This is a genomic window from Kribbella speibonae, assembly GCF_004331375.1.
GTDB lineage: Bacteria > Actinomycetota > Actinomycetes > Propionibacteriales > Kribbellaceae > Kribbella > Kribbella sindirgiensis.
On sequence record NZ_SJKC01000001.1, the window covers coordinates 2391056 to 2404603 of the forward strand.

At 68.2% G+C, this 13548-nt stretch carries 16 protein-coding genes; 5 read left to right on the top strand and 11 right to left on the bottom strand.

The annotated features are described in order from the left end of the window. Nucleotides 1-56: 56 nt before the first annotated feature. The 6 genes from E0H92_RS12065 to E0H92_RS12090 all read right to left on the bottom strand — a co-directional run bounded on the left by E0H92_RS12065 (nt 57) and on the right by E0H92_RS12090 (nt 4735). Entirely contained in the window at nt 57-1109 is a 1053-nt protein-coding gene (locus E0H92_RS12065) for a zinc-dependent alcohol dehydrogenase family protein (RefSeq protein ID WP_131496254.1), read from the bottom strand. A 119-nt stretch (nt 1110-1228) separates the two neighbouring features. Beyond that, on the bottom strand, nt 1229-1552 hold the full coding sequence (locus tag E0H92_RS12070; RefSeq protein WP_131496255.1) for a putative quinol monooxygenase: 324 nt from the start codon (nt 1550-1552) through the stop codon (nt 1229-1231). 49 nt (nt 1553-1601) lie between these two features. Then, nucleotides 1602-2546, bottom strand: coding sequence for a proline racemase family protein (locus E0H92_RS12075; protein WP_131496256.1), 945 nt, complete (start codon nt 2544-2546; stop codon nt 1602-1604). Nucleotides 2547-2620: 74 nt separating this feature from the next. Continuing rightward, the gene (locus E0H92_RS12080; RefSeq protein WP_131467448.1) at nt 2621-2818 is read right to left on the bottom strand and encodes a hypothetical protein; all 198 of its coding nucleotides are present in this window, start codon (nt 2816-2818) and stop codon (nt 2621-2623) included. Nucleotides 2819-3051: 233 nt separating this feature from the next. Then, complete coding sequence (locus E0H92_RS12085) at nt 3052-3825, bottom strand: ABC transporter permease (protein ID WP_131467449.1); 774 nt, start codon at nt 3823-3825, stop codon at nt 3052-3054. A 10-nt stretch (nt 3826-3835) separates the two neighbouring features. Then, a complete protein-coding gene (locus tag E0H92_RS12090; RefSeq protein ID WP_131496257.1) occupies nt 3836-4735 on the bottom strand; it encodes an ATP-binding cassette domain-containing protein in 900 nt (299 codons plus the stop codon). Nucleotides 4736-4817: 82 nt separating this feature from the next. On the opposite strand from E0H92_RS12090, the gene E0H92_RS12095 reads away from it, so the two are divergent. Next, a complete protein-coding gene (locus E0H92_RS12095; RefSeq protein ID WP_238173386.1) occupies nt 4818-5555 on the top strand; it encodes a TetR/AcrR family transcriptional regulator in 738 nt (245 codons plus the stop codon). On the opposite strand, the gene E0H92_RS12100 is transcribed toward E0H92_RS12095, so the two are convergent. Further along, nucleotides 5536-6171: a nucleoside/nucleotide kinase family protein gene (locus E0H92_RS12100; protein ID WP_131496258.1), complete on the bottom strand. Its 636-nt coding sequence runs from the start codon at nt 6169-6171 to the stop codon at nt 5536-5538. The genes E0H92_RS12095 and E0H92_RS12100 overlap by 20 nt on opposite strands. A 69-nt stretch (nt 6172-6240) precedes the next feature. Between E0H92_RS12100 and E0H92_RS44990 the strand changes: the two genes are divergently transcribed. Continuing rightward, a complete protein-coding gene (locus E0H92_RS44990) occupies nt 6241-6681 on the top strand; it encodes a hypothetical protein (protein WP_131496259.1) in 441 nt (146 codons plus the stop codon). On the opposite strand, the gene E0H92_RS12110 is transcribed toward E0H92_RS44990, so the two are convergent. Continuing rightward, nucleotides 6653-7987, bottom strand: coding sequence for an FAD-dependent monooxygenase (locus E0H92_RS12110; protein WP_131496260.1), 1335 nt, complete (start codon nt 7985-7987; stop codon nt 6653-6655). The genes E0H92_RS44990 and E0H92_RS12110 overlap by 29 nt on opposite strands. Before the next feature lie 84 nt (nt 7988-8071). On the opposite strand from E0H92_RS12110, the gene E0H92_RS12115 reads away from it, so the two are divergent. Next, nucleotides 8072-8674, top strand: coding sequence for a TetR/AcrR family transcriptional regulator (locus E0H92_RS12115; RefSeq protein WP_202873576.1), 603 nt, complete (start codon nt 8072-8074; stop codon nt 8672-8674). A gap of 194 nt (nt 8675-8868) precedes the next feature. Here E0H92_RS12115 and ligD read toward each other — a convergent pair whose 3' ends face one another. The 3 genes from ligD to E0H92_RS45470 are packed head-to-tail and all read right to left on the bottom strand — an operon-like array spanning nt 8869 to nt 12157. Beyond that, on the bottom strand, nt 8869-9825 hold the full coding sequence (gene ligD / locus E0H92_RS12120) for a non-homologous end-joining DNA ligase (protein ID WP_131496261.1): 957 nt from the start codon (nt 9823-9825) through the stop codon (nt 8869-8871). Nucleotides 9826-9861: 36 nt separating this feature from the next. Continuing rightward, entirely contained in the window at nt 9862-11007 is a 1146-nt protein-coding gene (locus tag E0H92_RS12125) for a branched-chain amino acid aminotransferase (protein ID WP_131496262.1), read from the bottom strand. Between the two features lie 13 nt (nt 11008-11020). Beyond that, nucleotides 11021-12157, bottom strand: a complete 1137-nt coding sequence (locus E0H92_RS45470; protein WP_275670088.1) for a helix-turn-helix domain-containing protein — start codon at nt 12155-12157, stop codon at nt 11021-11023. Nucleotides 12158-12323: 166 nt separating this feature from the next. Here E0H92_RS45470 and E0H92_RS44120 point away from each other — a divergent pair, with 166 nt between their 5' ends. Then, nucleotides 12324-12671: a hypothetical protein gene (locus tag E0H92_RS44120; protein WP_165549754.1), complete on the top strand. Its 348-nt coding sequence runs from the start codon at nt 12324-12326 to the stop codon at nt 12669-12671. 111 nt (nt 12672-12782) lie between these two features. Continuing rightward, complete coding sequence (locus tag E0H92_RS12135) at nt 12783-13538, top strand: helix-turn-helix domain-containing protein (protein WP_131496264.1); 756 nt, start codon at nt 12783-12785, stop codon at nt 13536-13538. Nucleotides 13539-13548 lie beyond the last annotated feature (10 nt).

Below are 13548 nucleotides of genomic sequence, written 5' to 3' on the forward strand. Positions count from 1 at the left end.
TCCCGCACCGCAGGACTGTGACAGCTCCTACCCGCGGTGTCAAACCCTCCCACGTGCTACTGAACGTTCGTGATGATGACCTTGAGGGCCTCTTGCTCGGCGGCGTTGGCGAAGGTGTCGTAGGCCTCTTCGAACTGTCCGAACGGGTACTGGTGTGTCACGAACTTCTCAGGAGCGATGGCGCCCTTCTTGATGTCTTCGAGCAGTTCGGGTGCGGTGACGGCGTTGACCAGACCGGTCGTGATGGTGAGGTTGTTGATCCAGTGCCGCTCGATCGGGAACTCGACACTCTCCCCGTGTACGCCGATGTTCGCGACGTGGCCGCCCGGCCGGACGGACTCGAGGGCCGTGCCGAAGGTCGCCGGGACGCCCACCGCTTCAATCGCGACGTCGACGCCCAGGCCGTCGTGACTGAGTTCCCGCAGGGCCTGTACGACGTTCTCGCCGGCCTCGATCGTCTCGGTCGCGCCGAAGTCGCGGGACCGGTCGAGCCGGAACTTGTTCCCATCGACGGCGATGACCTTCGAGGCGCCGGCCGTGCGCGCGGTCATGATCGCGGAGAGCCCGACCGGCCCGGCGCCGATGACGGCGACGACGTCCCCGCTCTTGACGGCGCCGTTGAGTACGCCGATCTCGTAGCCGGTGGGGAGGATGTCGCTCAGCATCGCGCCTTGTTCGGCGGTGACGCCTTCGGGGAGCGGGATCAGGCCGTTGTCGGCGTACGGGACGCGGACGTACTCGGCCTGGGTGCCGTCGATGAGGTGACCGAAGATCCAGCCGATGCCGCCGAGCGTCTTGCAATGCGACGGCAGGCCGGCTTTGCAGTAGTCGCACGTCCCGCACTTGCTGATGCAGGAGATGATGACCCGATCTCCGACCTTGACGTTCTCGCAGCCGGGGCCGACCTCGGTGACCACACCGACGCCTTCGTGGCCGAGGATCCGGCCGTCGGTGACGGCGGGAACATCGCCTTTGAGGATGTGCAGGTCGGTGCCGCAGATGGTGGTGGTCTCGACCTTCACGATCGCGTCGGTCGGGTCCTTGATCGTGGGATTCGGGACGTCTTCCCAAGCCTTCTTGCCCGGTCCGTGGTAAACGAGCGCCTTCATCGGAACACCCCTTCTCGCCGGCCGATCAGTACACCTCGGATGCTCACACCACAGGCTGACGCCGCCGGTCTCATCTTGAGACTTGGCCGTTGGGGGAAGGCGTTTGGGTTCGCGAAGCGCTACTTGACGGCTAGTTCGCCGAGTTCGGACCAGTTGTCTTGGGGGAGTTTGAAGTTGACGATGCGAGGGGTCTCCACCAGGTGGGGTGGGAGGTGCTCTTGAGCGGCCTTGAAGTGGGCGGAGGTGACGTGGTGGGTGGCGGCGTCGTCGTCGGCGAAGGCTTCGACGAGGACGTACTCGTTCGCGTCGTCGACTGAGCGGGACCAGTCGAACCACAGGCAGCCTGGTTCGGCGCGGGTCGCGGTGGTGAAGTCGGCGGTGATGGTCGGCCAGTCGTCGGCGTGCTCGGGCCGTACGCGGAACTTCGCGGTGATGAAGATCATGAGCACCAACCTAGCGGCCGGCGCCGCGGTGCGGAGTCGCAATCTGAGATCAGCGCAGCGTGAATCCGGTGCCCAACGGGTCCCGCGGATCGAGGCTGAACGTCGCGGTGCCGGTGCGGTAGGCGTTGCCGCGCACCTCCGTGATCACGCCCTCGGGAGTCTCCGAGAGGACCCGGCCGAGGAACGTCGTACCGACGATGGAGTCGTGGCGCAGGACCTCTCCGGTGCGCAGGCGGCCCTCGTCGTGTAGCAAGGCGAGCCGCGCGGAGGTGCCGGAACCGCAGGGAGAGCGGTCCGCCTCTCCGTCCGCGAACACCGCCAGATTGCGTTGGTGTGCGGGCCCGAGATCGTCGTACAGGATCGTGCCGTACAGACCGCTGAGCCGCGGATCGGTCGGGTGGACGGCGACCGCGTCCAGAGCCCACTTGATCTCGCGACCGATCGCGATCAGGTCGGCGTACGACGACGGCGTGACCGACAGACCGACCGACGCAGCGGGGACCGACGCGTAGAACGCGCCGCCGTAACTGATGTCCGCCAGCACGTCGCCGCGCGACGTCGACACCTGGACGCCCCGGCTCAGCACGTACGACGGGACGTTGCGGAAGGCAACGCCTGAACCGTCCACCCGCGCCGTCACCCGCCCCGACGGTACGTCGATGACGACGTCACCGGGCTGGACCAGACCGGTTTCGACCGCCCAGGTCGCCAGCGCGATCGTCCCGTGCCCGCACGCGGTCGAGTACCCGTCCTTGTGCCAGAACACCACGCCGAAGTCGGCGCCGTCGTCGTCACCCGGTACGACGAACCCGCCGTACATGTCCGCATGACCACGCGGCTCGTTCACCAGCAATCGCCGTACGGCGTCGATGGCCTCCGAGGACTGCGCTGTGACGCGACGGTCCGCCACGGACGTTCCCGGGATGTCGACCGAGGTCACGATCCGGAAGGGCTCCCCGGCCGTGTGGTAGTCCACGACGCTGACATCGTCCACCCGATCACCTTAGACAGAACAAAGCCGCTGTCCGCCACAGGGGCAGACAGCGGCTGGAGCGACCTGACCGGGAGTCAGGCGGCTTGGGGAACGCGGTTGCGCTCGGCCCAGACGGCTCGGCGCAGCTTGGCCTTGTCGGGGTACCCGGCCTCGCAGCCGATCACGTACACGTCGTGGCTGCGCATGTTGACCATGCCGGCCACGTACCAGACCGGGCTCCCCTCGGCCAGCATGGTGACGATCATGTTCCGGATGTCGGTGGTGATGTTCATTCTGACCCTCTCCTTTGGTCGCTCTTACTGATACGTCGGAGCAGAGGGGCCGGATTCGACACGTCTTCCAAAAGAATTTCGGGGAAAACAAAGCGCCCCGATCGATGACCGGGGCGCTCGTCCGTGTGGGTCCCGGGGGGAGTGGGACCACCACACGTTGGGGGGGAGTTTGACGTTAACCCGACCAAGGGGTCACTCTCAGCACTTTTCGTCGAACGGCACCAGAAGTGCGCTCAGCGGCGCGATCGTCTCCGATACAGCGAAGTCGCCAGGACGACGGAGAACAGGAGCAGACCACAACACCAGGCGAGGGCGACCCGGCCGTTGTTCTCCATCGGCGTTCCGATCAGCAGGCTGCGGACGGTCTCGATCACCGGTGTGATCGGTTGATGTTCGCTGATCGGTCGCAACCACGACGGCATCGACTCCGGCTGCACGAACGCGCTGCTCAGGTACGGCAGGAACAGCATGAAGAAGCTGAGCGTGCTGGCCGACTCCACGGACTTGGCGATCACGCCGAGCCCAGCCGCGAGCCAGGACAGTGCGACGACGTACAGCAACAGCAGCCCGATCGCCGCCAGCCAGTCCACCACGCCACCGTTGGGGCGGAACCCCATGGCGAGCGACGCCACGATGACGATCGCCGTCGATGTCGCGTTACGCGCCACGCTCGCGACCACATGGCCGGTCAGTACGGCGAAGCTGTGGATGGGCAGCGAGCGCAGACGGTCGATCATCCCGTTGTGCATGTCGTCGGCGACCACCATCGCCGTCGACGAGGCGCCGTACCCGGTGGTGAGCAGCAGGATCCCCGGTACGACGTAGTTCACGTACTCGGTCCCCGTGTTGATGGCGCCGCCGAACACGTAGACGAACAACGCCATCATCAGCAACGGCAGCAGCAGCGACACGAACAACGTGTCGACGTTGCGCCGTGCGAGCCGCACACTGCGGTCGATCATGGTCACCACGTCCGAGCAGGCGGCGACGACTCCTTGGTGTGACATCAGCAACCTCTCAGGCGGTCAGTGCGAGGAACACGTCGTCGAGCGTGGGCCGGTGGGACGAGACCCGCTCCGGCGTCAGCCCGTTGTCACGCAGTACGTCGAGGACCTGGTGCAGGTGCGCCGCCGTACCGTCCGACGGCACGTTCAGCACCAGCTGGTCGACCACTCCGTTCAGTACGCCGGCAGCCTTCAGCAGCTGCACCTCGTCGGGGAAGCGCAGTTCGATCCGTTCGCCACCGATCTGGGTCTTCAGCGCGTCCGCAGTACCACTGGCGACGATCCGGCCGTGGTCGAGCAGCACGATCCGGTCCGCGAGCCGGTCCGCCTCCTCCAGGTACTGCGTGGTGAGCAGGATCGTCGTACCGTCGCGCACCAGCTCCACGATCGCGTCCCACATCGCTGACCTGCTGGCCGGGTCGAGTCCGGTCGTCGGCTCGTCCAGGAAGATCACCCGCGGTCGTGCGATCAGGCTCATCGCGAGGTCGAGCTTGCGCCGCATGCCGCCGGAGTACGTCTTCACGCGCCGGCCCATCGCGTCGGTGAGCCCGAACTGTTCCAGCAGCTCGGTCGTACGCCGCCGCGCGGTACGCCGGCCGAGGTGCATGAGCCGGCCGACCATCACCAGGTTCTCCCGGCCGGTCTGGTTCTCGTCGACCGCGGCGTACTGCCCGGTCAGGCTGATCACGCCGCGGACCCGGGCCGGTTCGCGAAGTACGTCGTACCCCGCGATCGTCGCCGTACCGGAATCCGGGCGGGTCAGTGTGGTCAGGATCCGCACCGTGGTGGTCTTGCCGGCGCCGTTCGGGCCCAGTAACGCGAGCACCGATCCCTCCGCGACGCTCAGGTCGACCCCGGCCAGTACCTCGGTCGCGCCGTACGACTTCCGCAAGCCTTTCGCCTCGACGATCATCGTCCCCTCCTTACTGCGTATTAGGTACGCTAAATAGCGTAGCAGGTACGCAGTACGGCGGGGCAAGCCCTAAACTGACCCGGTGGAGAACAACGAGCTGCCGGCCGACGTCGCGCTGATGTGGCGGCTGCGGGAGACGCCGCGGCGCGGGCCGAAACCGTCGCTGACGCTCGACGACATCGTCGCGTCGGCGATCGCGATCGCCGACGCCGAAGGCCTCGCCGCCGTCTCGATGGCGCGGGTCGCCGAGCGGCTCGGCAACTCGACGATGGCGCTGTACCGGCACGTGAAGAGCAAGGACGACCTGCTCGTGATCATGTCGGACGCCGCGATCGAGCGTCCGGAGCCGATGCCCGAGGGTGTCGACTGGCGCACCGGGCTGACGTTCTGGGCGGACGGCGTACTGACCGCGATCCGGCGGCACCCGTGGTACGCGAAGGTACCGATCTCCGGTCCGCCGGCCGGTCCGAACAACCTCGCCTGGTTCGACTCCGCACTCGGCGTGCTGGCCGACACCGGCCTGCCGGAGGAGGCGAAGGTCGGCGTGGTGATGGGCCTCATCACCTACGTGCAGGGCCAGATCCGGATGGCGTTCGACCTGGCTGCGGGCTACGCGGACAACCCGGACGCGTTTCAGCGGTTCGGCGCGACGCTCCGGAAGGTCGCGGATCCGCGGGTCTATCCGGCCGTGGTGCGCACGGTCGAGGCCGGGGTGTTCGACGAGGTGGGGAGCTTCGAGGAGGACAACGAGGCCGACTTCGACTTCGGCCTGCAGCTCTACCTGGACGGGGTCGCCGCGTTCATTGACCGGGTTGGATGATCGCGTCGGCCGCCGAGGCCGTCGCCGCGATCAGATGGGCGTTGCGTTCGTCGGACCCGTACGTGCGTTCGTGCGCTTCCTCGGCTGATCTACCGAACGCCCGGTGCCGCGCCTCGAGGCGGGCGTGACGGAGTTCCTCGGGTACCTCGACGTACCAGCACTGGTCGAGCAGGCTGCGGACGTTCGACCAAGGCGCCTCGTCGAGCAGCAGGTAGTTGCCCTCGGTCAGGACCAGCGTGACTTCCGGCGCGATGCCGATGCTCGCGGCGATCGAGTCCTCGATGCTGCGATCGAAGCGCGGCGCCCAGATCTGCTCATCCGGTGATTCCTTCAACCGCCTGAGGAGCGCGACAAAGCCGTACCCGTCGAACGTGTGCGGCGCGCCTTTCACGTCCGCAAGGCCCTCGTGCTCCAGGACCGACTGTGCCAGGTGGTATCCGTCCATCGGCACGAGCGCGACCTTGTGCCCGTCGGCGATCAGCTTCGCGGCGAGCTGTTCGGCGTACGTCGACTTGCCCGCCGCCGGCGCCCCGGTGATCCCCAGCACCTGCCGCCGCCCACGGGTCGCCAACTCGACGGCACGGTCGTAGGCAGCGGCTGAGTCCAGTGTGCGCACCCCGCCGATCCTAGGATGCTTTGCGCCGCCGGCCCGCCCTTGCGCAACCTCAGCTCGCCAGGAGTCACGATGACCGAACCGCCGAACTACGGCCGTCCCACCGAGTTCGGAGACCTGAGCCCGTTCACACTCGAGCGGACCGAGTACATCGGAGTCTCGCGAACGCCGGTCTGCTGTCTGCCCGTGACCCTCGGCGGCAAGTTGCTCGGCTTCCTGTGGGGCTCCATCTCGGTGGACGAAGACGCTGCGGGCTTCCGGCCGGTCCATGGCGCCGGAGCGGTCGGGTTCGATGCCGGCGGTCCCTGGCGGGGTCGGTTGAAGCGGGCCCGGGACAAGGGCGTCGCACCGGCCGACGCCGTACGGCGGTGGATCGGCGAGCCTGAGGATCCACGCGCCGGTGGCGTGCCGGCTGACGCTGTGGAGACGATCCTGCCGGGCTCGGATGCCGTCCTGGCGTTGGCGGCTCGGAGTCCTCGGTGGGCTACGCCAGATAGCCGTCCGGGCGGATGAGGATCTCGTCGCCCGGCTGGGCGTGGTAGATCGCGAACGCCTCGGGTGAGGTGATGTCGACCGAGTGCGGGTGGGTTGATGAGGTGGTGGGGGAGAAGCGCAGCAGAGTCTCGTGGGGGCCGCGGAGCAGTTCGAAGAGACGTACGTTGTTGCCTAGGGGTGCGTCGGGAGCGCGGTCGCCTGAGGTGAGGGGACGGGTGTCCGACGGGTCCCGGTATGAGACGTCCAGCTGGCGGGTGTTCTCGCCGCGCTCGAGCGCCGACTCATCGCCGTCGACGTGCTTCTGCATCAGGTCTTCGCTGATCCCGAGCACACGTTCCGCGTTGGTCCTACGCTCGCTCTCGTAGGTCGCCAGTACCTCTTCGCGACCGTCCGCGAGCTTCCAGCCGAGGTTGTACGCGTCCTGGACGCCGGTGTTCAGGCCCTGGCCGCCGGTCGGCGGGTGGACGTGGGCGGCATCGCCGGCGATGAAGACGCGGCCGACCCGGAACTTCGCGGCGAGCCGCACGTTCGGACGCCACACGGTCGACCAGGTGAGGTCGCGGAGCTTCGCCGTACCCGGGCCGGCGTACTTGTCGACCAGCGCCTGCAGACCTTCGAGCGAGGTGTCCGCGTCGTCGCCGTCGAGTGGCGCGCCGAACTGGAACTGGTCTCCGCCGCTCAGCGGAGTCATCGCGATACCGGCCATCGGGTTGTCCTGCGACGCGAACCAGTAGCCGAACTCGTGGTCGAGTCCGTCCGCCGCGACATCGCCGAGCAGAGTGCGGATCGACTCGTCGGTGGTGCCCTCGAAGGCGATCCCGAGGTGCTTGCGGACGAAGCTCTTCCCGCCGTCGGCGCCGACCAGGTAGTCAACGGTGAGTGTTTCGCCGGTGGACAGTTCGGCGGTGACATCTTTTGCGGTCTGGGTGAAGCCGGTGATCGCGGTGTTCAGTTCGACGCTGACGCCGTACTCCGCGAGTTTGTCGCGCAGGATCTGTTCGGTGCGGGACTGGCCGAGCATCCGTGCGTTCGGGTACGGGATGTCCGGGGTGGGGTCGACCGGGTCGGCCATCCGGCGCTCCCCGAACGGCTGACCGCTGATGAAGATCTTCATCAGCGGGATCGGCAGGCTCTGGGCCAGCACCTGGTCGAGGACGCCGAGGTCCTCGAACACCTCCAGGGTCCGCGGCTGCAGGCCGTCGCCGCGCGATCCGTTGAAGAACTCGGTCGCCTTGTCGATCACCCGGACCGCGATCCCGCGCCGGGCCAGCTCGATCCCGAGGGTCAGGCCGGTCGGTCCGGCGCCCGCGATCAGGACGGTCATGGTGGTCTCCTTGACTGAATTATGATTCACTGAATTCAGATTCAGTTTGCACAGGGCTAGGGTTCGCTGTCAAGGAGGTACGTCGTGACGGACACGGTGAGCCGCCGGCAACGGGCGGCCGGGACCGAGGTGGCGCTGAAGCAGGCCGCCCGCGAGGTCTTCGCCGAGCGCGGGTACCTGAACACGAAGATCACCGACATCACCGCGGCGGCTGGCCGCGCGACGGGGTCGTTCTACAACCACTTCGCGAGCAAGGAAGAGCTGCTCGAGGCGCTGCTGCGCGACATGCTGGCGGCGGCCGACGAGGCGGTCGTCGATGTGGCCGGGCACGACGCCGACTTCAGCAAACGGTCGGCGATCCGGTGGCATGTGGCGGCGTTCTGGGCGTTCTACCAGGCGCATCTGCCGGAGATGGTCGCGGTGAAGCAGGCCGCGATGGTGGACCCGGAGCTGGGGCGCCGACTGCAGCAGATCATGGCGGACGACGACCAGCACATGATCGAGCACTTCTCACATCTGCCGAACCCGCCGGCCGAACCGCTGGTCACGATCTCCGCGATGAACGCGCTGATGGAGGGTTTCGCCTACACCTGGCTCGTCGTCAACCCGTCCAACGGCGAGACCATCACCGACGAGGAAGCCATCGACACCCTCACCAACCTCCTGCACCACGGCCTGGCTGGCTAAGCCGATCTCCAGGCCATCACAATCGCTGTGCGACGGCCGTCGCCCGCGGCGAACCGCCCGCTCGGCGAGATTGTGATGGCCTGGGGATCCGGACCTCCACCACTCACCAAGCCGGGCTGGCCCGCGGCGGTCACGCTCGGGCGCGCCTGACCACGGCTCGGAAGGTGTTGTTGGTGAGTGGTGCAGGTGCGCGGTCAGTCCTCGGGTGGGGCTTCGGCGCCTTCGCTTTCGTCGCGTTCGGCCCACTCGATCAGGGTGTCGAGGGAGTAGACGTCGTCGTCGATCGTGGCGTGCAGATCGCCCAGCTCGGCGTACCGCTGCGGGACGGTCGCGATCGTGAAGTCCTTCGGGTTCACGTCGTCGATCTCGTCCCAGCGGATCGGGGTCGACACGGTGCCTTCGGGGTTGCCGCGCACGGAGTACGCGGCCGCGATCGTGTGGTCGCGGGCGTTCTGGTTGAAATCCACGAAGACCAGGCGCGGGTCGCGATCCTTGCGCCACCACGTGGTCGTCACGTCGTCCGGAGCCCGCCGCTCCACCTCACGCGCGAACGCGAGCGCGGCCCGCCGTACGTCGGAGAAGCCGTACGCCGGTTCGACCCGGACGTAGATGTGGATGCCCGAGCCGCCGGAGGTCTTCGGGTAGCCGACCGCGCCGAGCTCGTCGAGCACTTCGTGGACGGTGTGCGCGACCCGGCGTACCCGGTCGAACGGGCAGTCAGGCATCGGGTCGAGGTCGATCCGCCACTCGTCCGGCGTCTCGGTGTCGGCGCGCCGGGAGTTCCACGGGTGGAACTCGACGGTTGACATCTGCACCGCCCAGGCGATGTGGGCGATCTCGGTGACGCACAGCTCGTCCGCGGTCCGGTTGTACCGCGGGAACTTGACCCGGACCGTCTCCATCCACGGCGGCGCCCCGTGCGGCAGCCGCTTCTGATGCACCTTCTCGCCCGCAACCCCCTCAGGGAACCGATGCATCATGCACGGCCGCTCCCGAAGCGCGTTCACGATCCCGTCCCCGACAGACAGGTAGTACTTCACCAGATCCAGCTTGGTCTCACCGCGCGCAGGAAAGTACACCCGATCCGGATTAGAAACCCGAACCGTCCGCCCGCCAACCTCGAGCTCGATCGCCGGAGACTTGGTCGCCATGGGCCCCAACCTAACCGGCGCCGGGGACAAACGGCATCAGGCCAGGCGGGTGAGCCAGTTGCGGGTGTCTGGGGTGCGGCCGTACTGGAGGTCGAGGAGGGTGGTGCGGATCTTGGCGGTGACCGGGCCGACGCCGTGGTCGACGGAGTGGTCGCCGATGGTGAGGTCGCCTTCGGGCCAGGCGACGCGGCCGATCGGGGTGATGACCGCGGCGGTGCCGGAGGCGAAGACCTCGGTGATGTCGCCGGAGCGGACGCCGTCCTTCCACTCGTCGGCCGAGATGCGGCGCTCCTCGACCGGGTGGCCGAGGTCGGCGGCGAGCTCGAGCACCGACGCGCGGGTGACGCCTTCGAGGATCGAACCGTTCAGGTCGGGCGTCACGATCCGGCCGTCGGCGTACACGAAGAACATGTTCATGCTGCCGATCTCCTCGAGCCACTTGTGCTCGACCGCATCGACGAACGCGACCTGCTCGCAGCCGTTCGCGACCGCTTCGGCCAGGCCGGCGAGGCTGGACGCGTAGTTGCCGCCGCACTTGGCCGCACCGGTCCCGCCCGGCGTCGCCCGGATCGTCGAGGTGGTCAGCCAGATGGACACCGGCTTGGGGCCGGTGTTGAAGTACGGGCCGGCGGGAGAGGCGATCACGCCGAACAGCACCTCGTGGGCCGGCCGGACGCTCAAGGCGGCCTCGGTGGCGATCATGTACGGCCGCAGGTACAGGCTGGTCTCGCCATCCTCGGCTGAGGGGACCCAGGCCTCGTCGACGGTCACCAGCGCGCGCAGGGCCGCGACGAACTCGTCCTCAGGCACCTGCGGCAGTGCGAGCCGCTCCGCGCTCGCCGTGAACCGGGCGGCGTTCCGGTCCGGCCGGAAGGCCCAGACCGAGCCGTCCGCGTGCCGGTACGCCTTCAGGCCCTCGAAGATCTCCTGCGAGTAGTGGAAGACAGCAGCCGCCGGGCTGAGCGACAGCGGCGCGTACGCCGTGACCTTCGAACCCTGCCAGCCACCGTCCACTGTCCAGTTCGCAACCACCATGTGGTCGGTGAACGATTGTCCGAACGCCGGATCCGCAAGCACGGCCGCCCGGGCCTCCGCACTGGCCGGATCGCTGCGCAGCTCGACCGCGAAGTCCCACGCGTCTGTCACTACCGTTGCCTGCTGTTCACCTGTCACTCGCCGCACGCTACCCCTGCTCTCATCTCCAGCTCGACCCGCCGCCCACACTCCGACCACTCCGGTACGCCGACCGCGCCAGCAGCTGTCGTAGCTCAGCGGCACCGGGCTCTGCCTGTACGAGGTGCAGCACCCGATCGGCGGCGTCGTACACCAAGGAGTCGTGCCACTCGTCCGGCAGCTCGACCAGGACCCGGAGCGCTGTGGCCAGGCCGGCCGCGGTCTCGCCCGCGACCACCAGGCACTCGGCCAGGGACAGGTCGAGTCGTGCGCGTTCGCCGATCCAGCTCTCCGGGCAGAGCTCCCTGGCGCGCTCCAGCAGGACGCAGCCCGCAACGCCGTACCCCAGCAGGGTGCAGACTCGTCCCTCCGCCCAGTGCAACTGGTACGGCCGCGCTTCCGGGGTGAGCTCGTCGCCGACGCCGATCAGCTCCTGCAATGCACGGTGCGCCTCCTGAGTCCGCCCGAGCTCGGCAAGGACGAGTGCCTGCGCTGTCCGCGGCACGCAACCTGCCGCACCCGGTGCTTGCCGGTCGAGCGCGACCGATTCGTCCGCGAGCTCCAGCAGCTCTGCCAACGGACGCCGCTCGGCCAGACCGGTGATGACTTCCCTGGCCCGCACGAGTGCCGGCAGCGGGCCTTCGGCGATGCTGTCCGCGGCCGTGCGTGCGGCCCACCACCAGCGCCTGGCAGTGTGTCGCTCACCCAGCCTGGCGAGGGTCTCGGCGATCAGCATGCTCAGCTCGGCTGCCTCCGCACCGTCGGCGCTCTGCATCTGCCGCACCAGCTCCGGGAGCAGCGCTGCCGGTGGAACACTGCGGAAGTCGTCGGGCATCGGTCCGCCGGAACCGAGCGTCGCGACCAGCCCTCGCCACGCTGTCTCCAACGGGCCGGCCGCCGGGCGGAGCTGATCCGCGCGGGCGGGCCTTCGCTCGAAGGTGGCAGTCAGTCGGCCTTCAGTGCCGAGCTCCCGGTCGCAGAGCCGGGCCAGGTCCGCAGAGCCGGGCCGCTGCCCACGCTCCACCTGCGACAGATAGCTGTGGTCGTACCCGACCCGTGCTGCGAGTTGGCGCAGGCTCAGACCGACCGCCTGCCGGCACTGCCGCAGCAACGGGCCGAACGATGTCCCAAACGATGTCCCAATCGGTGTCTCGGTCACAGGACCACCCCGTTCGCGCTTCGAGCTCATGTGGTGCGTGTCGGACAAGCTACAAGCCCTCGCCGACAAAAACCGTGGAAAACAAGGGCATGTGGGCTGTGGGCTGTTCCCACAGCCCACAGCCCACACCTGTTGTGCGCACTGCGTTCTGGGCGAACCTGAGCAGGTGAACACGCTGAAGCGACAGGCTCGCCTCTTCCGTCTGGTCCGGCCCATCGACGCCCCTGGTTCCCGGATGCTCGCGGAAGGCGCGGAGTGGTCCGATGGTGCCGTTGCGCTCAGGTGGCTCGGCCGCTGGTCGAGCACCTCGACCTGGGACGGCATCGAGTCACTGCTGGCGGTTCACGCCGCCGGTGACGGCACCCGGCTGCACTGGCTCGACCCGCCGCCGGTCCGGCCGGCTGCACCACCTCCCGAGACGCAGGAGGCGACGGTCTGGCTGCCGGCGCCGGCTCCTGATGGCCGCTGCTCACGCTGCGGCCGTCCGTGGCCCTGCCTCGACTGCGGTCCTTAGGTCCTGTCCGGTGATCCAGCGTCCGGCCGTGCGTGAGACATCGCTGTCAGGAGTTACTTGACGCGGTTTAGTGTGAGGGGGTTTGGGTCGGGCTGGTGAGGGGTGGTGCTGGTGGCGGAGGGCGCGGTGGTGGATCCGCTGGACGAGCTGGATGCGCAGGTCGCTCGGTTGCGGGTGGTGGCGGACGAGTTGCGGGAGGCTCGGGGGAAGCCGGTCCTGGAGGGTAACCAGGTCGAGCTGATCGAGGACGGGCCGACGCTGCTGCGGACGTATGAGGAGATGCAGCGCAGTTGCACGACGCAGGTCCGGGCGCTGGATCGGCCGCCGTACTCGACGCCGCCCGCGTCGCAGCAGAAGCTCGAGCTGGATCGGCTGGCCGACGGGCTGGTGTACCGGGCGATCTACGGGTTCGAGGTGTTCGAGTCCGAGGAGGTCATGGCGGTGCTGCCGGAGCTGCGGGCGGCCGGTGAGGTGAGCCGGGTGCTGCCGCAGATGCCGATGAAGATGGTGCTCGGTGACGACAACATGGCGCTGGTCGCGCTCACGAAACGGGCGCCGGCCGAGTCCAACCTGATGATCAGGTCGTCGGGTCTGCTCGACGGGCTGATCGCGATGTTCGAGATGTTGTGGGGACTGGCCGTGCCGATGCCGGAACTCGAGGCCAACGGCGACGTCGCGGAGCTGCGGGCGCCGGACCGGGACATCCTGATCCTGCTGGCCGGTGGCGCCACCGACGACATGATCAGCCGGCGGCTGCGGATCAGCCCCCGGACGACCCAGCGCCGGGTCCGCGCGCTGATGGATGTCCTCGGCGCGCAGACCCGGTTCCAGGCGGGCGTTCAGGCCGCCCGCCGCCGCTGGATCTGACCAGCTGGAT